The sequence below is a fragment of the Peptococcaceae bacterium genome (assembly GCA_024655825.1).
Lineage (GTDB): Bacteria > Bacillota > Peptococcia > DRI-13 > PHAD01 > JANLFJ01.
Genome location: JANLFJ010000020.1, coordinates 26,898 through 50,613, shown reverse-complemented (window position 1 = coordinate 50,613; position 23,716 = coordinate 26,898). Strand labels below are relative to the sequence as shown.

General features: G+C 46.9%; 26 protein-coding genes. 3 read left to right on the top strand and 23 right to left on the bottom strand.

Translation table 11 applies throughout. The features are described from left to right. Nucleotides 1-21: 21 nt before the first annotated feature. The 15 genes from NUV48_09270 to NUV48_09200 form a co-directional block, all read right to left on the bottom strand. Entirely contained in the window at nucleotides 22-1,206 is a 1,185-nt protein-coding gene (locus NUV48_09270; protein MCR4442326.1) for a thiolase family protein, read from the bottom strand. A gap of 352 nt (nucleotides 1,207-1,558) precedes the next feature. After that, nucleotides 1,559-2,992: a 4-hydroxyphenylacetate 3-hydroxylase family protein gene (locus NUV48_09265; GenBank protein MCR4442325.1), complete on the bottom strand. Its 1,434-nt coding sequence runs from the start codon at nucleotides 2,990-2,992 to the stop codon at nucleotides 1,559-1,561. A 71-nt stretch (nucleotides 2,993-3,063) separates the two neighbouring features. After that, nucleotides 3,064-3,621 carry a C-GCAxxG-C-C family protein gene (locus NUV48_09260; protein MCR4442324.1) on the bottom strand — a complete coding sequence of 186 codons (558 nt, stop codon included), beginning with the start codon at nucleotides 3,619-3,621 and terminating at the stop codon, nucleotides 3,064-3,066. Nucleotides 3,622-3,641: 20 nt separating this feature from the next. Further along, the gene (gene porA / locus NUV48_09255; GenBank protein ID MCR4442323.1) at nucleotides 3,642-4,823 is read right to left on the bottom strand and encodes a pyruvate ferredoxin oxidoreductase; all 1,182 of its coding nucleotides are present in this window, start codon (nucleotides 4,821-4,823) and stop codon (nucleotides 3,642-3,644) included. Nucleotide 4,824: 1 nt separating this feature from the next. Further along, a complete protein-coding gene (locus NUV48_09250) occupies nucleotides 4,825-5,076 on the bottom strand; it encodes a 4Fe-4S binding protein (GenBank protein ID MCR4442322.1) in 252 nt (83 codons plus the stop codon). Between the two features lie 39 nt (nucleotides 5,077-5,115). Next, the gene (locus NUV48_09245) at nucleotides 5,116-5,997 is read right to left on the bottom strand and encodes a thiamine pyrophosphate-dependent enzyme (GenBank protein MCR4442321.1); all 882 of its coding nucleotides are present in this window, start codon (nucleotides 5,995-5,997) and stop codon (nucleotides 5,116-5,118) included. A 20-nt stretch (nucleotides 5,998-6,017) separates the two neighbouring features. Continuing rightward, on the bottom strand, nucleotides 6,018-6,575 hold the full coding sequence (locus tag NUV48_09240) for a pyruvate ferredoxin oxidoreductase subunit gamma (protein MCR4442320.1): 558 nt from the start codon (nucleotides 6,573-6,575) through the stop codon (nucleotides 6,018-6,020). Between the two features lie 12 nt (nucleotides 6,576-6,587). Further along, nucleotides 6,588-7,325: an SDR family oxidoreductase gene (locus tag NUV48_09235; protein ID MCR4442319.1), complete on the bottom strand. Its 738-nt coding sequence runs from the start codon at nucleotides 7,323-7,325 to the stop codon at nucleotides 6,588-6,590. A 94-nt stretch (nucleotides 7,326-7,419) separates the two neighbouring features. Further along, nucleotides 7,420-8,187 (bottom strand): glucose 1-dehydrogenase, encoded by a 768-nt coding sequence (locus tag NUV48_09230; GenBank protein ID MCR4442318.1) that lies wholly within the window; start codon nucleotides 8,185-8,187, stop codon nucleotides 7,420-7,422. Between the two features lie 41 nt (nucleotides 8,188-8,228). Further along, complete coding sequence (locus NUV48_09225) at nucleotides 8,229-9,536, bottom strand: TRAP transporter large permease subunit (protein MCR4442317.1); 1,308 nt, start codon at nucleotides 9,534-9,536, stop codon at nucleotides 8,229-8,231. A gap of 82 nt (nucleotides 9,537-9,618) precedes the next feature. After that, nucleotides 9,619-10,050, bottom strand: a complete 432-nt coding sequence (locus tag NUV48_09220) for a TRAP transporter small permease (GenBank protein ID MCR4442316.1) — start codon at nucleotides 10,048-10,050, stop codon at nucleotides 9,619-9,621. A gap of 106 nt (nucleotides 10,051-10,156) precedes the next feature. Beyond that, nucleotides 10,157-11,278: a TRAP transporter substrate-binding protein DctP gene (gene dctP, locus NUV48_09215; protein MCR4442315.1), complete on the bottom strand. Its 1,122-nt coding sequence runs from the start codon at nucleotides 11,276-11,278 to the stop codon at nucleotides 10,157-10,159. 17 nt (nucleotides 11,279-11,295) lie between these two features. After that, the gene (locus NUV48_09210; GenBank protein MCR4442314.1) at nucleotides 11,296-12,480 is read right to left on the bottom strand and encodes a UxaA family hydrolase; all 1,185 of its coding nucleotides are present in this window, start codon (nucleotides 12,478-12,480) and stop codon (nucleotides 11,296-11,298) included. Nucleotides 12,481-12,500: 20 nt separating this feature from the next. Then, on the bottom strand, nucleotides 12,501-12,836 hold the full coding sequence (locus NUV48_09205) for a UxaA family hydrolase (protein ID MCR4442313.1): 336 nt from the start codon (nucleotides 12,834-12,836) through the stop codon (nucleotides 12,501-12,503). A gap of 23 nt (nucleotides 12,837-12,859) precedes the next feature. After that, entirely contained in the window at nucleotides 12,860-14,050 is a 1,191-nt protein-coding gene (locus NUV48_09200) for a UxaA family hydrolase (protein MCR4442312.1), read from the bottom strand. A 572-nt stretch (nucleotides 14,051-14,622) separates the two neighbouring features. On the opposite strand from NUV48_09200, the gene NUV48_09195 reads away from it, so the two are divergent. After that, a complete protein-coding gene (locus tag NUV48_09195) occupies nucleotides 14,623-15,405 on the top strand; it encodes an IclR family transcriptional regulator (protein ID MCR4442311.1) in 783 nt (260 codons plus the stop codon). Between the two features lie 210 nt (nucleotides 15,406-15,615). Then, nucleotides 15,616-16,425, top strand: coding sequence for a BsuPI-related putative proteinase inhibitor (locus NUV48_09190; GenBank protein MCR4442310.1), 810 nt, complete (start codon nucleotides 15,616-15,618; stop codon nucleotides 16,423-16,425). Nucleotides 16,426-16,665: 240 nt separating this feature from the next. On the opposite strand, the gene NUV48_09185 is transcribed toward NUV48_09190, so the two are convergent. The 6 genes from NUV48_09185 to NUV48_09160 form a co-directional block, all read right to left on the bottom strand. Then, a complete protein-coding gene (locus NUV48_09185; protein MCR4442309.1) occupies nucleotides 16,666-16,977 on the bottom strand; it encodes a polysaccharide deacetylase family protein in 312 nt (103 codons plus the stop codon). 24 nt (nucleotides 16,978-17,001) lie between these two features. Further along, nucleotides 17,002-17,937, bottom strand: a complete 936-nt coding sequence (locus NUV48_09180) for a protease complex subunit PrcB family protein (protein MCR4442308.1) — start codon at nucleotides 17,935-17,937, stop codon at nucleotides 17,002-17,004. A gap of 145 nt (nucleotides 17,938-18,082) precedes the next feature. Then, entirely contained in the window at nucleotides 18,083-18,325 is a 243-nt protein-coding gene (locus tag NUV48_09175) for a MoaD/ThiS family protein (protein ID MCR4442307.1), read from the bottom strand. Next, nucleotides 18,322-20,043: an aldehyde ferredoxin oxidoreductase gene (locus NUV48_09170; protein MCR4442306.1), complete on the bottom strand. Its 1,722-nt coding sequence runs from the start codon at nucleotides 20,041-20,043 to the stop codon at nucleotides 18,322-18,324. Before NUV48_09170 ends, NUV48_09175 begins: the two co-directional genes overlap by 4 nt. 104 nt (nucleotides 20,044-20,147) lie before the next feature. Next, entirely contained in the window at nucleotides 20,148-21,065 is a 918-nt protein-coding gene (locus NUV48_09165; protein ID MCR4442305.1) for a SufD family Fe-S cluster assembly protein, read from the bottom strand. Continuing rightward, on the bottom strand, nucleotides 21,052-21,786 hold the full coding sequence (locus NUV48_09160) for an ATP-binding cassette domain-containing protein (GenBank protein MCR4442304.1): 735 nt from the start codon (nucleotides 21,784-21,786) through the stop codon (nucleotides 21,052-21,054). The genes NUV48_09165 and NUV48_09160 overlap by 14 nt, the downstream gene beginning before the upstream one ends. A 196-nt stretch (nucleotides 21,787-21,982) precedes the next feature. Between NUV48_09160 and NUV48_09155 the strand changes: the two genes are divergently transcribed. After that, nucleotides 21,983-22,288: a metalloregulator ArsR/SmtB family transcription factor gene (locus NUV48_09155; GenBank protein ID MCR4442303.1), complete on the top strand. Its 306-nt coding sequence runs from the start codon at nucleotides 21,983-21,985 to the stop codon at nucleotides 22,286-22,288. 34 nt (nucleotides 22,289-22,322) lie between these two features. Here NUV48_09155 and NUV48_09150 read toward each other — a convergent pair whose 3' ends face one another. Both NUV48_09150 and NUV48_09145 read right to left on the bottom strand, forming a co-directional pair. Next, nucleotides 22,323-23,063 carry a ZIP family metal transporter gene (locus NUV48_09150; protein MCR4442302.1) on the bottom strand — a complete coding sequence of 247 codons (741 nt, stop codon included), beginning with the start codon at nucleotides 23,061-23,063 and terminating at the stop codon, nucleotides 22,323-22,325. Between the two features lie 3 nt (nucleotides 23,064-23,066). Beyond that, a complete protein-coding gene (locus tag NUV48_09145; GenBank protein MCR4442301.1) occupies nucleotides 23,067-23,714 on the bottom strand; it encodes a TrkA family potassium uptake protein in 648 nt (215 codons plus the stop codon). Between the last annotated feature and the right edge of the window lie 2 nt (nucleotides 23,715-23,716).

Sequence of the window (23,716 nt, the reverse complement as noted above, 5' to 3'; positions counted from 1 at the left end):
CAACGGCATTCCCCCGATTTATTAAACATCTCTCGTCCATAACGACGCCATGGCAGGCCCGCCTCCCACGCACAGCGAAGCCCCGCCTAATGTCAAGCCCATTCTCTCCATTTCATAATACAAAGTGACAATAATTCTCAGACCGGTACAGCCCACCGGGTGTCCGAGAGCAATACCCGACCCGTTGTGGTTGACTTTTTCCAGGTCGAGTTTCAGGCCGAGGTCTTCTTCGAGCATTCTTTTAACACCCAGCCACTGTGCGGCAAAGGCCTCGTTGATTTCCCAGTACTCAATATCGTCAAATAACAAGCCTGCCTCTTTTAAACATTTGGGAATAACCACGGCTGGTCCCAATCCCATTACCACAGGATCTACGCCTTCCGTACAAATATTAACCAGCTTCAGGAGAGGTTTAATACCTAACTCTCCAGCCTTTTCCTTAGACATAACGACGGCAGCAGCAGCCCCGTCATTAATGCCAGAAGCATTGGCCGCTGTGACAACGCCGTCTTTTTTAAAAACGGCCTGCAGCTTGCTTATTGCTTCCAGGCTGGCATCCCTGATGGGATGTTCATCTTCTTCAAAAAGGCTTACTCCCTTCTTGTTTTTAATCTCCACTGGTATGATTTCCCTCTTGAATCTCCCTTCTCTTATAGCCCTTGCAGCCCGATTATGACTCATCAGGGCCAACTCATCGCATTCCTGGCGAGTTATCCCGTACTTTGCCGCCACATTTTCGGCTGTTATTCCCATATGCCCTGGCACCAGTTCGTCGTGTAAGCCGTCATGAATCATCGAATCCTCAATCGTACCTGGTCCCATCCTGTAACCCATGCGTCCCTTGGGCAAAAGATAAGGCGCATTGGTCATGCTTTCTACTCCTATCACCAGACCGACTTCCGTTTTTCCGAGCATGATGTTTTGGCAGGCAATCTCCAGGGCTCGCATCCCTGATGCGCAGTTCTGGTTTACAGATACTGCACCGCTCCTGTGCGGCAGCCCTATTCTCATTCCTACCTGACGAGCCGGCAGCGAGCCCTGCATCCCGGTATAAAGCTGCCCCATAACGATTTCGTCCACCATCTCTGGTAAAATACCAGCTCTTTCAATAGCAGCTTTCCCCACAGTAATAGCCATATCCCGGGCACTTACGGCGGCAAGTCCTCCCATGAATTTGCCAATGGCTGTTCTGCAGGCGCTGACCATGACAACTTCCCGGTTTTTCACCCTATCCCTCCTGATCCCGATTGTTTTCTTCTCAGCTAAGTTATTGATTATAATCTCCAGTTTTGTCTTGACTTTATCTGCCAGTTCGGTCGTTTCGCAAGGAACATGGTCTACGTTATCACCGGCCACAACAACCACATGCCCGCAAAAATTCGGCCTTGCGGCACAATCTACCGGGCACCCGCTTACAATTAGCAGCACTTCATATCCCGGAGAATCGTAAAAAGAAAAGACTGAACCCGGCATCATTTTTTTCAGTTTCTCCACCAATTCCGGACCATCTATCCGAGGATTACAGTTGCCGCAGTATTTTACGCCAATAACTGCCATCTCATTCTTCTATATCGACCAGTTTTTTGGCCAACTGCTTTTTATGCTCAAGGTTTGCCTGGCGGGCCAGCATTACACGCTGCGCTTGCGGGGAACCCGCTCCATGCATACTTTCCACCAGGGCTGTGCCCCCAGTCATATTCTCTACAAGCCTGGCTAGGCGATAGCGCTTTTCTGCCGGTACACCTGCAACTCCTTTGAAGTATTTCTCCACATATTTTCCAAGCTCAGGATGCCGCAAGTCTTTCTCCGAGGGCAGTGTGGCGATAAATCCACCGGCAATGTCATGACTCAATCGGCAAATTTCATAAATATACCTTGTAATATTCTGCTTAACCACATTTGCCAGCAAAGGATCTACATAGCAGGCGCCCGACGGAAGTTTTCTTCCTTCTCCCGAACAGGCTAGAGAACAGCAGTAAAGAGTTTCACTGAGCTGAATCATCTCGATTATTTTGTCCTTTATGTGGGCCGCCTTAGCTACGCCGTTGTATTCAGCCAGTAAGGCGGAAGCGCCGATGATGACATCACTTAGACCTACCTTGCAGGCGCCGTAGTTTTGGCGATGAAAGGATGCAAACCGTTCCACCAGGATTCCGGCAAACTGGTATTCACCACACATAAACACCTTTTCCCATGGTACGAATACATCTTCAAGAACCGTCAAGCATTCGCCCCCCACAGCACCGAATTTAAAGTTGCCCTGATCAATACTATCCAACTTCCTGTCGTCATTGGTCTGGCGGCCAAAGATGTGGAGGACACCGGGGGCATCCACCGGCACAGCGCAGGAAACTGCATAATCCTTATCTTCTTCAGTCAATGCTGTCGTTGGCATAATCAGCATTTCATGGGAATTCACCATTCCCGTCATATGACACTTGGCTCCCCGTATAACTATGCCTTGATCGTTTTTATCGACCACCCGAACGAAAAGGTCCGGATCAGCCTGCTGTCCAGGTCTCAAGCTCCTGTCGCCTTTCGGATCAGTCATAGCCCCCGCAATCATCAAGTCTTTTTCTTGGACGTTCACCAGGTATTCCAAGAACCGTTTATGATAAATAGTCGCCAGTTTACAATCCATATCATAAGTAGTGGAATAAAGCGCATTTAAAGCATCAAACCCTACACACCGCTGGAAGCAGGAACCCGTATTTTGGCCGATCATTCGCAATAATTTTACTTTTTTTACCAGATCGTCGGGCGTCTGATGAATATGTGTAAACCGGTTAATTCTTTTTCCTGTAATATGCGATATCGTCACGCCCAGGTCCTCAAAGGCTGGTTCATTAGCTGCGTCGTAAGTAACTGCAGCCGAATTAATATGGGGTTGAATCGCGGGATGACCGACCACGCTGTTTATCAATACCCCTTGATAATAGACACGAGGTTTTAACTCCTTTAAACTCTCAATATATTCCCTTCCTGTCATCATTCTCTTTTATCTCCCCTTTCACAAGGCCGGTGTATTCCAACAACTGCACTTTTATATAACAACCCTGTAATTCAATTAGCGTTATGCTGTTTTTCCAATTCTTTAAGCATAACTTCCGCAATCATCCTTGTTGTTTTCCCAATAACATCCGTACATTTCGTCGTGTGACCGCCGGCCGCTTCAAAAGCGGGAAAATCCTTGTCCATGTCCAAAAGATTATAGGACCTGCCAAATATTGTCGTTTGAACCTCCCTGCAGTTAATCCCCTTGTATTCGTTCACGAATTTTTCTCTAAATTCCCGCACCAGCCTGCAAGCATTGCGGAATTTGGCTTTTCCAGTCTCAATATCGCCCTCCAGGTCCCGGTAAGACCTGCCAAAAAGAACGCCTAAGAGAAGTGCTCCGCCTGTATACGCCCCGCAAGCATCCCCCATTTGCCCTATCCCTGCAGCCATCCCTGAACCTGCTTTAAACAGAACCTCATCAAACCCAAGATATTCGACAAATGGCACTAGTACGCACTGACCGCAGTTGAAATAAATCTTCTCTGCTTCAAAACCGCGGTCATATAGTTTCTGAAAATTGTCCTTACTCATTTCCTTTAAAACGTTATAAATCTTATCCATCATCTAGCCTCCTCGTAATATTCTTAACGTAAATATTGTTCTTTCAAATCTATAAACTCTATATCCGGCACATTTCCCTTTTCCAGCGCTTTTTGCGCTATACCGACAATATTTTTTATGGTCTCTATCCTTACCTCCCTGCCGCCCATACCAGCAATACAACTTAGGACCATTGGCGCTGCTTTACTGGCAAAACCCGCCTTTATATCGGTAGCCAGCTGCCCGCCCTGACCGACCGAAATGCTTTTATCCAGTACGACTACAACTTTTGCCTGCTTTACAGCGGCAATAATTTCTTCCCCAGGGAAAGGACGGTATGCTCTTACTTTCAGCAGTCCCACTTTTATTCCATCTTCTCGCAGCAAATCGACGGCTTCCTTTATCGTACCTACCACCGAGCCCATTGCCGCGAGAATTATCTCCGCGTCATGGCAGCAATACTCCTCGATGAGATCGCCAAAATAATCACCGAAAACCTCTTTATATTCTTCAGCCGCTGCCTTGATCTTCTTTTTAGCTCTTTCCATGGCAAAATGCATCATCAATCTGAATTCGGGCACTTCATCATCAGCATAAGAGCCGTACGTTAAGGGGTTTTTCGTATCAAGCCGGTAAACTGGATCATAATCCGGCAAATAAGAATCAATACGTTCTTGGTCCTCAATTTTGATAGGTTCATAAGAATGGGTCAGGATCCAGCCATCCATGCAGACCATGACCGGTAATAAAACATCATGGTCCTCGGCAATCTTGAACGCCTGGATATGCGTGGCATAAGCCTCCTGGCTGTTCTCAACGTACAACTGGATAACTCCGGTATCCCTTAGAGACATAGTATCCTGATGGTCCGGCTGGATTGTAATGGGCGCTGAAACTGTCCTGTTAACACCTGTCAGGACAACCGGCAGCCTAGTTCCCGCCATAGCATAAAGAACCTCGGTCATGAGCAGTAACCCTTGCGACGAAGAAGCCGTATAGGAACGAACGCCTGTTGCACTTGAACCGTAAACGACCGAAGCCGCCGAAAATTCCGAATCTGCCCGTATATACTTTGCTTTTAATTCATCATCAGCCACCATTTTTGCCAGTTCTTCAACAATATGAGTCTGAGGGCTAATAGGGTAAGCGGAAACCACTTTGGGCCTGCAAGCCTTGACTGCCTGGGCAACAGCAATTGAGCCTTCCATAACAGATATTTTACTCACGCTATTTCCTCTCTTCCTGCATTTTTATCGCCCCTCTCGGGCATTCCTTGTTGCATATGCCACAGCCTTTACAATAATCATAATTAATCACGCATTTATTTTCCTCTATCGAAATACAGCTGTCAGGACAAAACAGTTCACAAATTCCACAACCGTTACATATCTCCGTGACATTCGGCCTGAAATCTCTCCAACTGCCGGTTTTATTGCTGCGAGCCCCTCCGGCCTTACACACGGCTCCTAAAGGCAGCATTTTAATACCTCCATTTGTCTCAACTATCATAAACAAGACTTAAATACCGTACCGACTGATGTTATAGTCACAAATTCTTTGCAGTTCTCTTATTACATCTTCCCTTTCTTTTTCATTGAAAAGATGCTTGAACCTGTTTTGCTTTTTTAAATACTGTTCTACTGGTTTTTTCCTGGCAATTTTTTTGACCATAATACTTTTTCCCTTTTCCATTTCAAAAATAGGAACCATCCCTGTTTCTACAGCCAGTCTGGCTATTTCTATGGTCTCGGAAGGTTCAAAACCCCAACCGATATTACATGGTGTATGCACTTGTATATATTTCGGCCCACGCATCTTTTTACCCTTGATTATTTTGTTCATCAGGTCCTGGGGATAAGCAATCGAAGCTGTTGCCACATATTCCACATCATGCGCCACAGCTATTGCCGGCAGGTCTTTTTTATTTTCGATTTTGCCGCAGGAAATCTTCCCGGGAGGGCTGGTTGTTGTTGAGGCTCCAAAGGGCGTGGCCCCGCTCCGTTGGACTCCAGTGTTCATATAGGCCTCATTGTCATAACAGATATATAGAATGTTGCTTTTTCTTTCAAACATTCCCGACATGGCGCCCATTCCAATATCGAAAGTACCGCCGTCACCGCTGATAACTGCAACCGTGCTCTTTTCTCCCAACATCTCTAAAGCAGCTTCTATGCCTGAAGCAACTGCTGCTGAATTTTCGAACAGCGAATGCATCCAGGGAACTTCCCAGGCTGACTGCCCGAAGGGTGAAGTAAAAGTTTCTACACAACCTGTAGCTGAAACTACAATAGTATCCTTTCCCAGCGCTCTCAGGATCAGTCTAAGCGCAATAGCCGCGCCACACCCGGGGCAGGCGCGATGCCCGGGAGACAGCAAGTTCAGTCTTTCAACTGCAGCCATGTTCAAAAACCCCCCATCATTTATTTCATTTGACATCTGCATACGTGTTCATAAGCTTTTTCGGCTGCGAGAACATTCATCTCGGCAACAGTACCATAAAATTTCTCCATAATGGCCTTCTTTATCGCTTCAATACTGAACTCGCCAGTAAAAGCAGCAAATGCTCCTAACAGCGCCGTATTCATGATGGGACGTTTCAACACTTCAAGGGCCAACTTGGTTGCGGGTACTGTTTTAACACGCAATTTTCCGGGTAATCCCAGCTCTCCTATTTCTTTTTCAGTATTGATAATGATCATTCCTTCGGGTTTAAGTCCGGAGGTAACGTCCACCACGTCAAGCAAAGTGATATCTTGAACAATAACGTAATCCGGTTCGTGGATTTTACTGCGCAGCCGGATGGGTTTTTGATCAATCCTGGCAAAGGCCTGAACCGGCGCTCCCCTTCTTTCCCCTCCGCCGCCTAAGTACGGAAAAGCCTGGCTGTATTTACCGCTTTGGAAAGCGGCAATCGCAAACAGCTCGGCGGTTACAACCGAACCCTGGCCGCCTCTGCCGTGAATCCTGATTTCTTTCAACAGCAACTCCTCCTATTCCATTAAAATCCCACCGTTAACATCAAAGACTGTTCCAGTAACCCAGTTGGATGCATTTGAGGCCAGATATACCACTGCCTCCGCAATATCCTCAGGCTTACCAAGCCGGCCAAGGGGAAACGAATCGGGGCTGATATCCAGGCCATCTGTCATTTTACTAACAACAGGCCCGGGAGCGACACTATTGGCGTAAACCCCATAAGGCCCTCCATCGCGGGCTATCCACTTAGCCAGGGCATGTAAGCCAGCCTTTGTTACAACATAATGGGCGCCTGATTTTATTCCCCCTATTTTACCGGCAACAGACCCTAGAAAAACTATCTTGCCTCCCCCTTGTTTTTTCATTATAGGTAAGACGCTGCGAACAAGTAGAAATGCACCAGTCAGGTTAATAGCCAGTTCCAGGTTCCATTCCTCCAGCGTGATTTTTTCAAGATGCGTAGGATGCATTATTCCCGCAGCATAGACTAAGATATCAATGCGATCATGCTCATTGATGATTGTACTCACGAGTGTTTTGATCTCTTCTTCTCTGGTTAAGTCACAGTAATACTCTAAAACCTTATTTCCCAGTTTTTCTATTTCGGCTTTGACTTTATCCATCCCAGCAACATCCGCCACCAACACATGAGCCCCTTCCCTGGCCAGCGCTCTGCAAATTGCGCTTCCTATGGAACCGCTTCCTCCTACGACCAGGGCCTTTTTATCCACTAAATTTACTGGACCGCTCACTGCCAACCGCGCCATATTTAAGCCCCCATTTCATGACCCTTATGATTCTTTGCTCAGATCAGATGCTTTAGAGTACTATAAAAATAATCTTCTTTTATATAAAGAATGACGTTAAACCACCGTCAATCAAGAGTGTATGCCCGGTAATATAATTCGCTAAATTCGAGGCCAGGAATAAAAAGCCTCCGACTACCTCTTCCGGCGTGCCCAAACGCCCGGCTGGCGTACGGTTGATCACTCTTTTCCTAAATTCCTCCGTCATAAAACCCTCGACAAGTTCGGTACTGATATAGGCAGGACCTACCGCGTTTACCTGGATATTGTATTTTGCCCATTCACAGCCAAGCACCTTTGTCAGTAAGACTATCCCTCCCTTGGTCGCACAGTAAGGCGCAGAATATGTGATCCCTTGAATGCCGCCGGCAGAAGCCATGTTGACAATTTTGCCGAAACCCTGTGGTATCATAATTTCCTTGGCAACCCGTGAACACATAAAGAACAGGGCTTTCAGATTTGTATTTAGAATACGGTCCCAGTCTTCTTCGCCAACATCCTCCGAAGGCATCCTCTTCGTAATCCCGGCATTATTAATTAAGACATCGAGCTTTTTGAACCTATGCTTAACCTCGGTTACAATCGCCTTGATGTTATCAATGCTCGATAAATCAGCTGTTATTACGTCAGCCTTGCCCCCCGCTTCAACAACCTCTTGCGCTGCGGTCTCCAACTGATCTCTTGTTCGGCTGACTAGTATTACATGTGCACCCAACGAACCGAAACCAATGGAAATGCTTTTTCCAATCCCTCTTCCCGCGCCGGTTACTAATACGGTTTTATTTCTGAAATCAAGTTGATAGTTCATTGCCTTTCTCCCCCTTGCATTACAAACATCCAATCTTTAATCTATTGGCTTAACATTGTATTGGGCAGCCATGTGGATATTTCCGGAATGAAAAACAGCAAGCCAAGAGTAACAGCGTCCATTAGTAAGAAAGGAATACATCCCCTGAATATTTTGCCAAGAGGCACATCGGGCATTATCCCATTAATTACGTAAACATTAAGTCCAAGTGGAGGCGTCATCAACGATACCTCGATCAACTTTGTCACCAGTATCCCAAACCAAATGCCGCTAAAACCCAGAGCTTTTATGACCGGAAAAATCACCGGCAAGGTTATGAACATCATGGAAAGGGTATCCAAGAACATCCCCAGGGGTATATAGGGCAGCAATAACAAGAAGACCAGCAAACGCGGCGAAATATCTAACCCCACTAAAAAATCAGTTAACGCTTTAGGTATCCCTGTCACTGTTAGACCTAGAGTAAAGAAAGCCGCGCACACCACTATCAGCATAAACATACAGGTCACTTTCGATGTGCTGGCTAAAGCTTGCCCCAGGCTGTTCCATTTTTTACTGGCGTTAATCAACAGCAGTATTAAAGCAGCCAGCGCGCCAAAAGCCGAGGCTTCATTGGGAGTAGCCAGCCCGGTGTAAATCCCGCCGACCACAATACCAAAAATGATTACGACTCCGTAACTTTGCCTTAAGGAAGAAAAACGCTCCCGCCAGGAGAATCTTTCTCCTTGCTGTGGCACCAACGTAGGATTTATCCTGCACCAGATGGATATGCCCACGCAGTATATCATTATTGAAAGAATACCCGGCAGAATACCGGCGATAAGCAGCTTCCCGATTGACTCTTCCGTAATAAGCCCATATATGACAAGTATACCGCTTGGAGGAATCATCACTGAAAGGGTTCCGCCTGCAGCAACCGCACCTGCAGCAAGCTCAATGCTGTAGTTATATTTTTTCATTTCGGGGATTGTAACTTTTCCCATGGCTGCTGCAGCGGCAATACTCGAACCTGAAGTGGCTCCAAATATTCCGCAGGCCGCAATAGTAGCCATGGCCAGACCACCTTTTATTTTGCCAAACCACTTGTTGGCCATATCAAAAGCGCTTGTGCTTATTCCGGCATAAAAAGCCAGTTCACCCATCAGGATAAACAGCGGTAAGACAACATAGGCCCAGTTAAAACCGGTATTATAAGGCACCGTCTGCAGGAAACCCCAGGTTATGTTCCATCCCTTTACGACAAGCAAGCAAAGAACACCTGATATCCCAAGAGATAGAGCAATAGGCATCCCTACGGCAATTAAAACCAAAAGAAGCACAATCATTAATACACCGACATATATTTCCATGACAAAGCCCCCTCAGTTCGTTTGGACACGCGGGGGTAATCCCGCTTGTCCAAACGAACCACTAGTTTAAAAACCGCAGTGATCACTTTCCTTTTTGTACGTTTAAGCAAGCAGCATCCGCAATAACATCAAGAAGAAACTGAAAACTGAGGAGAAAACAGCCAAGGGCAAGTATTATTTTAACCGGCCAGACAGGCAGTTTGGCTATACCCCATACTGTTTCCTGCAGCGCAATAGAGCGGCAGGCTTCAACAACACTTGCAGCAGTTATCAATGCAAAAAACAAGAAACATAAAAACCACACTGTGCATCCGACTATCCTTGCAGTTTTTGCTTTCATTCTCGAGGTAAACACTTCAACACATACATGTCCTCGTTCTGATTGGGTCCAGGCTAAACCCACGAAAATCACAATTACCATCAGCATTTCATTGAATTCAAGAGTCCCTTGGAGGGGATGAGCAAAATATTTTCTCCCCAGCGTATCAGGTACAATGGTAAAAACCATGAGCATAATACAAATCCCGGTGAGAACTGCGCAGTACTTGAGGAGTACCCGGTAGGAGACTAATACCTTTTGAAAAAAGCTTTTATCAGCCAAAACAGTTCTCCTTTCTTCCTTATTTAACAGCTCCATATTTATCAACAAATTTTTGGTAAGGGGATACATATTTGCTTTCTTTGTTATGCTTTTCTACAATCTCCTTCCATTTATTAAGGATATACGTTCCTTTAAGTCCCTTGTTATCCAGGTCTTTGGCCCAGTCGTCCCAAATTTTCTGGGCCACGGTATTCTTCAATTTCTCTTTTTCCATTTCGCTCCATATTACAACTTTTGCTTTACCTTTATAAGCTTCCTCAACCTTTTGCGACTCTATGCCTTCATACAGAGCAACATGTTTTTGAATAGCCTCTTGAGCCACTTGCGTCATAACCTTTTTTACATCTTCGGGAAGGCTCTGCCACTTATTTTCATTGATGACGAACCACATGCCGCCAAACTCTCCCATTCCCGTATCGATCATGTACGGCGCAACCTCATAGAGTTTATTCATTGTAGCCAGCGTAAAATCGGTAAGTGAATAGCCGTCAATAACACCCTTGGAAATACCGTCATACACATCGCCGAGCGGCAGACCAACAGGCACGGCACCCAATTTTTGCATAACAGCAGCTATAACATTCATACACCTAATCCTTTTACCTTTAAGCTTTTCCATGGAATCGATGTTTTGTTTAGCTCCAAGAATATTTGCCGCAACAGGTATTTCCGCCAGAAAATGGACGCCGTTCTTTTTGAACTCTTCTAAGAGCAGTGGTTCTGTGGTAAACATTTCATAAATGGCATTCATATAGGAATCCATTTTATCGCTCATAAAAGGAAGTACCTGCACCATGGACAAAGGCGTCAAATCAGCAGTATATGAATCAGGAGCAAGGACTATATCGGCCTGTCCGCGCCCACAACCCTTCAACAATTCCTCTCCTTTTAACAATATTCCTGAGTAGTACGTTTCGAAAACCACTTGACCGTTCGTTCTTTTTGTAACCTCATCCATCCACCACTTTGTGGTAAGGTTGTTTGAAAAGTCCTCCTTTAAATAACTGGCATAGGTCAATTTGATATTCTTTGGAGATTCTTTTGCTTCCTGGGCCTGTTCCTTCTTCTCGCTCGAACAAGCCGGCAACACCAGGGCCATGATCAGCGCTAAAACCAACAACATAATCACGGTTTTTTTCATTTTAACTTCTCCCTTCCTTATCTTTTTGAATCAAACAAATAATATTCCAGTCTCGGGTCCTTCCTATAAAACACAAATGATGAATAACCATAGTCCTCTATTTTTGTTTTTTTCCCGCTTGCTACCTCGATAATCTCGCGGAAGATCCTTTCTCCCACTTTCTCGATGCTTTCCTTTCCCCTCATAATATTGCTCGCATCAATATCTATATCAGCACTTACCTTATCTATCACTTGGCTATTGCCACACACCCTTATGGTCGGCGAAATAATATTTGAAAAACCCGCGCCCACCCCGGTTGTGAAGACGATTATCTGGGCACCCGCGGCCACAAAATGAGCAGCGGTCATAGCATCATAATGCGTTCCTTCCTGTAAATAAACACCAGACTGCCCAGGCTTTTCAAGAATTAACTGGTCATTTCTCAGCACACCTGCCAGCTGTGCGCTTCCAGTTTTATGCAGCGAACCAAAGGATTTTTCCTCGATAGTAGTAAGACCCCCTAGAATGTTGCCTTTGCACATGAATTCCATTTTCGCGCCATGTACATTGAACCTTTTATCTTCAGAAAGCACTAATTCCCTGATCTGTTCAGCTACTTTTTTATTGACCGCTCTTTTACATAGCTCTTCTTCTCCACCGATAGCCTCGATAGGTTCACTAAAAATAACTCTCCCTCCTGCTGCAACCAACCGGTCAACCGCGGCGCCCACGCTTGGATTAGCGGCAATTCCCGAACTTGTGTCGGAACCGCCGCATTTAACGGCAACAATCAATTCGGATACTTCCGCGTTTTGACGGACTAATTTGTCCGCTTCCGCTCTCATGCCGGCAGCAACCTTAATTCCTTTTTCAATAAGTCTTATTGTCCCCCCTTCCCTTGTGCAGCTTAAAACTTCCACTGGTTTTCCGCTTTTACTGATGCGTTCGGCAAGTATTTCAGGCCGTAAGCTTTCACAACCCATTCCCAACAACAGTACCGCAGCAACATTGGGGTTCTCGGCAACGCCAACCATATTATGAATAACCTGTTCATTTCCGACAACTAAGCACCCGTGATTCTGTGTAACTACCACTGAATCTCTGATTTTTTCAGAAATCTTTCTAGCTACCCCCTCAACGCAGTCAGTTACAGCCATAATCAAGACTATGTTCCTTACACCCACACTGCCGTCAGGCCTTTGATAACCCTTGAAAAGCATGCGCTCATCCCCTTCTTACGCTAAATCTTTTTATAGTTTATTTCCGCCAGCACTTCTCTTTTAACCGTTTCTGGTAAAACAACTCGCATACTGACAACATTATGTACATGAACAAGTTCACCCTGCTTAATTGTTATTAAGGCTTTCCCGATTTTTGCCCCGTATTTTATAACAAAATCATCCCCGGCAATCTCTGTTATGGCTACTTTATAGCCAAATGGTATTGATTCAATTGCTTTCAATTGGCCTATGTCTTCATTTTTTCTAGATAACAACTGAATAACTTCTCCAGCCGCAACGGCTTCCAGAGCAGTTGCAACGTTGTCAATATCCTCCATAACAATAGCCTTTTTCATCTTTCCGCTCCTTTCATTTGGGATTACATAAGCAAACCTGTTGCATAAAAATGCAATGGTTCGGAATAACTGCCGCGGATTTCCGTAACTACCAGTTTTCCGGAGGCCACAGCAATTATTTCGTCAAACAGTCTTCTCCCCACTTCCTCTATGGAAGAACTGCCCTCAATAATATCCCCCGCATAAACATCAAAGTATTTTAGCTCCGTTTTTTCCATTGGACTGCTTAAAATCTTAATCGTGGGCAGAATGTTCAAGCCGCAGGGAAATGCCGGCAGTCCCCGGAAACGTGCCGGTAATCCCCCTCCAAATATGAACAGCTGTATTTGTGCTCCTGCGGCAGCAGTGCCCAGGAACAACTGAGAGGTTAACGCCGAACCATCCATCAGGTAAAGACCCTTCCCCGCCGGGTTCACTGCATAATCCACCACGCCTTGAAGAGGGCCTGTTCCACATTTAACAATAGCCCCCAGCGATTTTTCCTCTAGGGTGGTCAGTCCTCCCTGGATATTACCAGGAGTAGGCTCGGATCCTCTAATGTCAACCCCGCTTCTTTTTATCTCGTCTTCCAGTTGAGACACCATTTTTAACAGTTTTTCTCCCACCTCTGGAGATGACGCTCTCTTCGCCAATACCTTTTCGGCGCCCAGTATTTCTGCTGTTTCGGAAAAAATGACAGTACCTCCATGAGCTGTCAGGATATCGGCAGCTTTTCCTGCTGCGGGATTTCCCGCTATCGCTGACGCGGCATGAGAACCCCCGCATTTAATCCCCATGGTTAGCGAGGCAACATCACATAATTCCCTTTCAACTGCTGATGCTTTGCGAACCATGTCAGATAATAGTTCCCGTCCCCTTAAAATCGTTTGATCAAAGTCTCCCGTTCCATCTATAGTAACTACTTCCACTGGCTTTTTCGACTTGCTTATTTCATGGCCTAAATCCTCAGCAGCCTTTTTTTCACAACCGATACCAGCCATCAGCACGGAAAATACGTTTGGATTTGTTCCCAGCCCGATTATTATTCTTTCCGCTCTTTCGATGTCCTGCCCAATTCTAATACAAGCATGATCATGTAGAAGCGGCAAAGCCCCTTTGACCCCACGCGCAATTTCAGCTGCTATTTCGTTTGCACAACCCATGGCTGGTATAACCGCCACATGATTCCTAATTCCCACCGTGCCGTTTTCTCTCATGAAACCCATAAATTTCATAATATTTTATCCTCCCGTTTTTCCCCTCTTTTAAGCCGCAAATCTAATCCACCATATTTTGTAAATGCATATCTAGAAAACTTTATTCCATTTTCTTATTACTCAATGAGTTGATATTAATTTTTAACAACGCATCCATGGTTTTAAGCAACTCTTAATTGTTTTAATCTGGCCTTTTGTTTCAAATAATCTCAACTTCTATTGTTATTTTATAAATTGTTTCCCTAATGCTTTTCTTGTTGGTGCCATATTTCGGTATGCTGTATTCCATTTATATAATGTTATTCTCTGTATATATGAAATTTCCTTCTTCATTTAATTATTTTTTTTAATTTGTATCAGTATTATTTTCTCGTGATATTACTATATAGTTGGCAAGCAGCCAGCTTTATTCCAAATTAATAATAAATAGAGCGTGCAATCTTCGCCTTTTCGTATATCGGCTAATAAATTTATTTATATCGATAGTTTATGACGAGAAGAATATACGATCACACTAGATATTCCATTTAACTCATAGTATAATAATGAGAAATGGAGATATTAATTCTACATGTAAGGGGTCGATAGGTTTGGAATATAATGATAATAAATATTTAATTCAAACGTTGACGAAAGGTTTAACGGTATTTGATTGTTTTAAAAGCGACATGGAAGAATACGGTATCACAGAATTGAGTTCTCTTGTTGATATGCCCGAAAGCACTGTACAAAGAATAATAAACACCCTTGAATTCAAGGGCTATATTTATCAAAATCCAAACACTAAAAAATATCGTCTAGCGTTAAAACTGTTGAAAATGGATAATTCCATCAAACACATGACCCTGTGGATAGAAAAAGCTAAAAAGCACACGACTTATCTAAATGAACAGTGCGACGAAACGGTGAACATCGCCATACGCGATGAAGACCAACTGGTCTACGTAGCAAAAGTGGAAACACAACACCTTCTCAGACCCACTTTCGTGGTAGGTGCACGTTATCCGCTGTACTGTACGGGCCTAGGCAAGTGCCTCATTTCGGACTTCCCGGAGGATAAACTGCCCTACCTGTTCCCCTACACTTTAAAAAAAATGACACCCAATACAAAAACAGACCTGCAGGACATAATAAAAGACCTGCGCAAAATTAAAAAGGAAGGTTATATTATTGACGATGAAGAATTCCAGCTTGGCCTTTATTGCGTTGCCGCACCAATTTACGGGTTTCAAAAGGTGGTGGCAGCGCTTAGTGTCACAATTCCTAAGGTTAGAGTCAATACCGACAATAAGGACAATCTTATTCAACTGGTTATTGGAACCGCTCAAAATATTACTAACGAATTCAAGCAAATTTTTGAAACTCCAGAGTAATCTTAAATTTCGACTCTAACGGAAACATCATATGTAAATGAAACATACCAAAAAGAGCTGGCCAGACAGGCCAACTCTTTTTCTATCCTTAATATAAAATAGCATTCCTCCACAAATTACCTGAAACTTTTTACAACAACAGCAGTCTATTTCTTTTAAGAGGTGCCAGAAAGGCAGCCTGATAAACAAAAACAATGGAGGTATCGCCAGATGAAATCATTCGCTAAAGCAGCAGCACTAATACTGCTGTGCGCCCTTCTTCTTTCCCTTTTCACCGTTCCCGCCGCCGCCCAAACGAAACCCGGTTACCCCTATGTTTACCCTGCTTATCAAAACAGGGGGCTCTCCTATGACCTGAAGCACGACAGCTCCGCCGGCGAACTTGTTTTCACGGTCACCAACAACACATTTTGGCCGTACTACCTGAGTTATTCGAGCGGCAAACAGTTTGATCTGGTTGTCTATAACGACCAGGGACAAAAGGTGTGGCGTTATTCAGACGGCCGTACCTATACCCAGGCCATACAGAACGAATGGCTCTATCCCTGGCAGGCCAAAACCTTCAAGGCGAAATTACCCAGGCTCAGGGCCGGCAAATATATCGCTTACGCTTACTTCTACGGCCGTGGGAACAGCAGCCCGGCTGCTTACGCGCAGTTTACTGTAAATAACGGCATTACCATTGGCGGACTTGAATTCAATGCCTGGTACAGTGGAGGAACCCAGCCCAGGATCGTTTTGTCGGTATATAACCGGACAAATAACACCGTCAGGCTGGAATACCCGACGGGGCAAAGATACGAAGTGATCGTCCTCGGCAGCAGCGGCTATTACTGGCGGTATTCCGCAAACCAGTCCTTTGACCGGTCCCCCCGCAGCGAAGACCTGAAAGCCGGTGTATACAGGTCCTACTACATCTACCTGCCCGATATGCCATCCGGCAGTTATACAGCTTACGTTTATTTCCTTGACCGCACCTATAAAGACCTGGTTGACTGGGTAAAGTTCACCGTCAACTGATAAAAAAGGACCTTGTTCTAGATCATCTGCTAAACACTTTTCTTCATCCGCAGTTTTCCCATTTTCCTTTAAGTTTCCGCTTCCCGTTAACAGGCAAAAAACAGGCTCACTGTCGCCAGACAAGCGCATTCAGCCTGTTTTTTCGTCAGGTAAAACACCCAGGTGTCAATAAAGGGGCTGTGCTCTTACTTCAAGTATTCCCGGAACAGTTTAAGGGTTATAAACCATACCTTTTCAGTTTCAAGGGATTGTCGCCTTTTCTAACCTTTTGATTACCTGTAACATTATGCAAAACGTGCGTATGGCTTGCAAATTTGAATACATCTTTAAAATGGGATAGGCATAGATATAGTTGGACTGGTAGCCGTCGTCAAAAGTCAGCAGCACGCTTTTTTCCGGCAGGTTCTTCCTTCCGCAGACAAAGTCTTCCAGCTCCTGTAATGTTGTCCCGCTTTCAACGGCTTCCGAAACAGGGACCAGGCTGAGATTAATCAAAACTGCCGCTGCTGCCGCCAACACTTTTCTCAATGCTGCCGCTTTTATTCTTTTCACGCTTTCACCCGCCGTTATCCCGCTCTATTGAACCACTTTGAAATCAACGATTTTCAGGCTTTCTCCCTCTTTTACATACTTTATTGTTACAGGCGTCCCGGTTTTAACTTCGTTACTCTCAAAATATGTCCTAAGCGGATCTGACAACCTGAAGGCGCGCGGAACTCCCTGTATCTTTATCTCCACCGAATTGGCGTCAATCTGTCCCACATATTCGCCAGACGCCTCTTCTTGCTGGATGAAACCGGAAAGATTCACCATCTTCGTTATTTCCCACTGTCCGTCTTTGGTCCTGACGCAATCGAAACTAACCGGATCGTTTTCCTTAAACTCCTGGTACTCCGGGTTTTCCTTTTCAAACATTTTTCTAACTTCGTCCGATAGTTTAAAAACGGTCATCTTAGAGGTTTGAGGAAAGTTCACGCTTTTATCCACGCTGATTTCCACAAAGTTATTATCGGCCAGTCCTATATAGACCCCGTTGATGCCGCTGAACCTGTCAGGATAATTCTCTCCCTTTCTTTCCGCTCCGCCCATATCCAGCTCGACCCGAACCGTTATCTCCTCTTTTTCCTTTAATCTGAAAAAAATGTGGGGATAAGAGACTGCCGTCCCAGTTTTCTCATCTTCCTTGGGCGGTATCAGCCTAGCATAAAAGATCACCATGCCGTTTTCCCGGAGCGCATTGACAATGTCTACCGAATAACCAGTCGAAGGCATTTCCCCGGCGCAAACCAGCACATACTTATACCCGTCCACAAAGCTAACGCTGTGACTGAATCTCACGCGGTAACTTTCCTCGTACCATTTTTTCAGCTCTTGATTCTTTAAACCGGCAGGGTCGAGCACCTCGATCTCCACGTCGCCAATTTTCTTGACCTGGTTTCCTTTTTGGCCGCACGCTGCAAAACTAACCACTAGTATAACCGCCAGCGCTATTGCCGCCAGCCTTTTCAGCATTTCAACCCCTCCTGCCTGCGCGCAATACTATACCTTAATTATACACCGGGGTCAAAAAAACCTGCTTGTTTTCTGCTTTCCCGCGGCTTAATTTATGGCATTTTTGGCAGTATCAGCAAACAGGGTCAAAAGCCGCAGGCATTGTTTACCCGCCCGAGATCACCGGGAAGACTTCAACCCTGTCGCCTTCTTTTAAAACACGCGTGGGGTCGGCCTTGCTGCCGTTCACAACGACAAACATGATCTCATTTGCCGGCAGCCGCAAAACGTCTGCCAGGCTGGCAGCGCTCAACCCGTCGGGGACCTTGATTTCAAACCACCCGTGCCTGAGCTCCTTGTCAAGACATATGTTCAAAGAAGAATGAACCCTGACTTTTAATTCCATCATTTTTTCCAATAATCATCATCCCAGAACAACTTGTAATGCTCCTTGGGTATGTCGGAAACGGCGTTATGGGGAGGAATGGCTTCATACATCATAAACTCCGGCATTCTGTCGTCATACCCGTTAAAGCCGGCCCTGGTATTAAACTCCCTCTCCGTAAGGATAACATCCTTCCCCAGCTTGTTAATGAATTCCACGGTATGCTCCGTTCCATAGACGGCGTTTAGCATCTCCACCAGGTAAAGCAGGGCTTTCATCCCAGCAGTTGTAACAAACATGCATACCCCCAGCGTATCAACAGCCGCCATTCTCACCTGGGTGCTGCGGGACAGTTCCATCTGCCCGTTGGGGTCGAGCTGGTTTACCTTGGCCCTGGTCGTCACCCCTGCCGTATGGTCCGCACCCATCGGCGAGGTGGCATAAGTTACCGACATCCCTTTGATGGAACGCGGTTCGTGGGCGGCAATGCTCTGACCTTTGGCGACCGGCGCCCGCAGCGACTTGAAAATCCTGGCTGTTACGGCAGCGCCTTCACCAAGCACCTTCCCCAGCAGGGTGCCGCTCCCCACCTCTTTGATCAGGCCGGCGGCCGCCGCGGCATCCCCGAACCTGGCCAATCCCAGGTCCATGTATACGCCAAGCGCCGCGCCGATCTCGATGGTATCGATCCCGTAATCGTTGCATAAATAATTCAGTTCGGCTATTTCGTCGAAATTGCCAATGCCCAGGTTGGAACCGAGCATGGCGATGGTTTCATATTCAAAGGAAGCGACCTTCTTTTTGCCGTCCTTGCCGGCGAAAACGTTGGAAGACCTGATCAGGCATCCCGGCATGCAGGCATGGGTCGGCGTCCCCTCGCCGCCCCGTTCGTTTATTACATCATAGAGCTTCTCTCCGGTGATTTCCTCAACCTTGTCGAAGGAGCCGCTCCTGAACGCATATGAGGTCATCCCTCCCAGCTCGTTGATGGTGGCAATCAGGCCCGCCGTTCCGTACAGCGTATAGGCTACGCTCGTCTGGTGGCTGGTCCGCAGCAGTTCGGCGTATGCCTTCACAGTTTCATTAAACTTTTTAGGGTCTTTTATTTCCTGCCGGAAGTCGCCGTCGTTTTCCACAACCACCGCCTTGAGCCCCTTGGAGCCCATCACCGCTCCCAGCCCGCCGCGCGCGCAGCATCGGCTGGGATTGCCGTCTTTGTCCACATTAACTATCGCCGCCGACGACATCAGCATTTCACCGGCCGGACCTATCATCGTCAGGCTTACATCTTTGCCGTACCTGGCGAACAGTTTTTCCGCCAGTTCATGAACCCCCATCAGTTTATATTCGGCGGCGTTCTCCAGCCGAATCCGGTCCCTGCCGATATGCAATACGTAAAGCTCTTCCCGGTTTTCCGGCTTGTCTTCAATAATCACGGCCCGGAAGCCCTGCCCGGCCAACCTGAGACCAGCGATACCGCCGGAATTCGCCTCCTTTATGCCGCCGGTCAGGGGGCTCTTTCCGCCGGCGGAGAATCTTCCCGCGCTGGAAACATTGGGGAAGGCCATCGGCCCGTTGGCAAAGACCAGTTTGTTGAAAGGACCTAGCGGCTCGCAGGCGGGAGGCACCTCTTTCAAAAGCACCTTGGCGACCAAGCCCCTGCAGCCGTACAACTCCCATTCCCTGGGCAGTTCTTCCTTAATTGTTGCCTTTGTCCTCATATTTACCCGCAGGATTTTCATGGTTAACCTCCAATAAGCATATTTTTCACTGAAGTCATAGCCCTAAAAGTTCTCCCGCCAATTGCCCGCTTTATTGCCTTCTCCGATCAGGAATCAGCCGGCGGCTATTTTAAAAACCCTTGCAGGATCGTCTCCTCCGCTTCCTTCTCCGTCAAGCCGAGAGACATCAGCTTGATAATCTGCTCGCCGGCGATCTTGCCGATGGCCGCCTCATGGACCAGCTGGGCATCAGCGTGATGGGCCGCGATCTCCGGTATGGCCCTCACCACGGCCCTGTCCATAATGATTGCGTCGCACTGCACGTGGCCCCGGCATTTGGCAAAGCCCGCCATGCGGGGATAAAAGACCTGGCTTGATTCCTCCTGGGCCACCGAGCGCGAGACGATCTGGGCGGCCGAGTTCTCGCCTACCAGTTCCACAAGCATTTCGGATTCCGCCTGCTGATTGCCGTGCGTCAGCAGCCTTTCCGTAATGACGATATGCCCGTTCTTGTGTATTACCGCTTCGGTGCGGCGTTTAGTGGAATCGACGCCTTTGATCTGAACCAGTTCAAATTCCGCATAACCGCCCTCTTCTATTTCCACCACGGTTTTGGGGTTAAGAACCCGCCCCCCCGTCCCTTCTCCTTCGCCGTAATGTTTTTCCACATAGCGCACCCTTGCCCCCCTGCAGATGATAAAATCATGGATGCCGTCGTGCTGGGACTTGCGAGCGCCAGGGTTGTGGATGCCGCAGCCAGCGACAATCAGGACATCGGAACCTTCGCCCACGTAAAACGTGTTGTAAACCACATCTTCCAGGCCGGTTTCCGTGATGATGACGGGGATATGGACGCTTTCCCCTTTCGTGCCCGGTTTTATAATAACGTCGATCCCCGGCTTGTCCTCCTTGGACCGTATTTCTATATTGGCCGTCGACTCGCGGCCCATCCCCTCCCCGTTCTTCCTGATGTTATAGGCTCCCCTGGGAATATCGTGCAGACCTGCTACCTCTTTAAGTATTCTTCTCTCAACGGCATTCATTTGCTCCGACCGCCCTTTCCAGGCAATTTTTGCTGCAGTCGCACTCTTGCAGGATCCTGGCAAGAAGCTTTTCTTTCTCCCCTCTTTCCTGCACCTGCCCTTCGGCTACTAAGATGATCTCGTCGGCCAGTTCGAGTATTCTCTCCTGGTGAGAGATTATTACCGTCGTCTGCTCGTTACTGGCATGGATCCGGCGGAAGGTTTCAGTGAGGCGGCCGAAACTCCACAGGTCTATCCCGGCCTCCGGTTCGTCAAAGATGGCTATTTTCAGCTTCCTGCCCAAAAGCGTAGCGATCTCCACGCGTTTTAACTCCCCGCCGGAAAGGCTGCCGTTTACTTCTCTGCCGGTATAGTCCTTGGGGCACAGGCCCACATCGACGAGCTGGTTGCAGCCGGCGGCAGTCTTCTGTGAACCGCCGGCCAAGTGGAGAAGTTCGCCTACCGTAATCCCTTTGAAACGGGGAGGGTGCTGGAAAGCAAAGCCGATACCACGCCGGGCCCTTTCCGTAACACCAAGACCGGTAATGTCTTCTCCGTCCAGGACAATCCTTCCCGCAGACGGCTGGTAAATCCCCATAATCACCTTGGCCAGCGAAGATTTGCCCCCCCCGTTGGGCCCGGTTATAACGTAAAACTTCCTGTCCTGAAGCGTCAGGTTTATATCCTTCAAAACCGGGGTATCATCTTCGCCGTTATACGAAACGTTTTGCAGTTCAAGCACAGCGTTTGCCTCCTTGTCGATCCTTTTTCCACGATTTGCTCGCCTGGCGTTTACACGATTATTTTCTCAAAAAGATAATTATCCGTCCAGAGACAATAAAAGTAATTGCTATATTTATTTATTTGGTTTATCATAACTGTAGCGAATATTTCATGAATTTTATAAAAAAGTATTAAAAACCAAAGGGGTTGAAATTATGCCTTTGACCATGAAAGGAAAACAAAAGAAGTTGCTGGAAACGAAAGCCGAACTGCTGAAATCCCTTGCTCATCCGATTCGTCTCTGCATAGTGAAGAACCTCATCGACAGCGGGGGCTGCAACGTCACAAAAATGCAGGGCTGCCTGACCATGCCCCAGTCTACTATTTCTCAGCACCTGAGCAAACTGAAAGCTTACGGCATAGTTGAAGGAAAAAGGTCGGGAACAGAAATCACATACTATGCCATTAACCAGGACGCCATTAACGTGGTAAAAACCCTTCTCCCCGACGTTTCCGAATAACCAAAAAAGACCCGGCATAAACCGGGCTTCTTTTTTATTTTACGCCCAAAGCCATAATTATTCCCAGCACTATTCCAATATTCGCAAAGTGACTATGAGCGTGATGGCTTAAAGGAATCAGTTCATCGCTGACGATATATATCATTGCTCCCGCGGCAAAGGCCAAGGAAACCGAGATGAAAAAGCCGGAAACGGAAACCAGGCTGCTGCCAAGAACCGTTCCCCCAAGAGTGGCTAGCCCCGTCAAAGTGGTAATAAATACGATTTTCATCCTGTCCATCTTTCCCAGGCAAAGGGGCATGGCAACACTTAACCCTTCGGCAATGTTGTGGATACCGATGGAAAAGGCGGTGTAAAAACCAAGCTGCGCCGAAACCTGGTTGCTGGCCCCTATAGCGATCCCCTCCGGAAGGTTATGAAAAGCAATGCCCAGGGCGATGAAACTGCCAAGCTTCATATAAATATCGCGCTCGGTTTCGGTTTTATGAATATGAGGAAGAAGCATGTCGACAAGCCATAAAAACGCGGCTCCCCCTACAATCCCGGCAAAGCAGGTGGCCAAATCCCCGGCGGTCACGCTTTCCGGAATAAGGCTTAAAGTGGAAATGCCCAGCATGATGCCGGAAGCAAAACCTAAAGAAAAAGAAAGCGCTTTTTTCGAGGGATTTTTAATAAAAACGGCAATGAGGGCTCCCACTCCCGTAACCAGTCCAGCCAAAAAACTAAGCAGCAATATGGAAATAAGAACCACCCCTTCCTTTTCAACCCTCCGCAAACTCTAATCCTGCAGCCTGGCCAGGTCTTCATTTTCTCCGACCACGATCAAAATGTCTTTCTCTTCAAGAACGGCCCCGGCTCCGGGAGCAATTACAACGGTTCCGGCTTTCTTTATGGCCATTACGCTGATCCCGTAGCGAGCCCGTAAATTCAATTCGCCCAGCGACTTTCCGACAAACCTGGAGGGAGTCATTGTTTCCAGAACGCTGTAGCCAGGAGCCAGCTCGATATAGTCCATGACGTTAAACGTTACCAGGTTGTGGGCCAATCTTATTCCCATGTCCTTTTCCGGGAAAACGATTTTATCGGCGCCGATTTTTCCCAATACCTTGCCGTGCAGCGCGTTCATGGCCTTGGAGACCACAAACTTGACCCCCATTTCTTTTAACATTAGAGTAATTAGAATATTGGCCTCAATATCGTTGCCTATGGCTACGATGACGACATCGAAATTACGGATGCCCAGGGCTCGCAGCGTCTCTTCCTCGCGAGCGTCGGCCTGCACGGCATGGGTTACCGAATTTGCGACCTCCTGGATATTGCTTTCTGCATTGTCGATGGCCAATACGTCATGTCCCAGTTCACTCAGGGTTAGGGCCACACTCTTCCCAAAACGGCCCAGGCCAATCACGGCAAACTGTTTTCGCATGC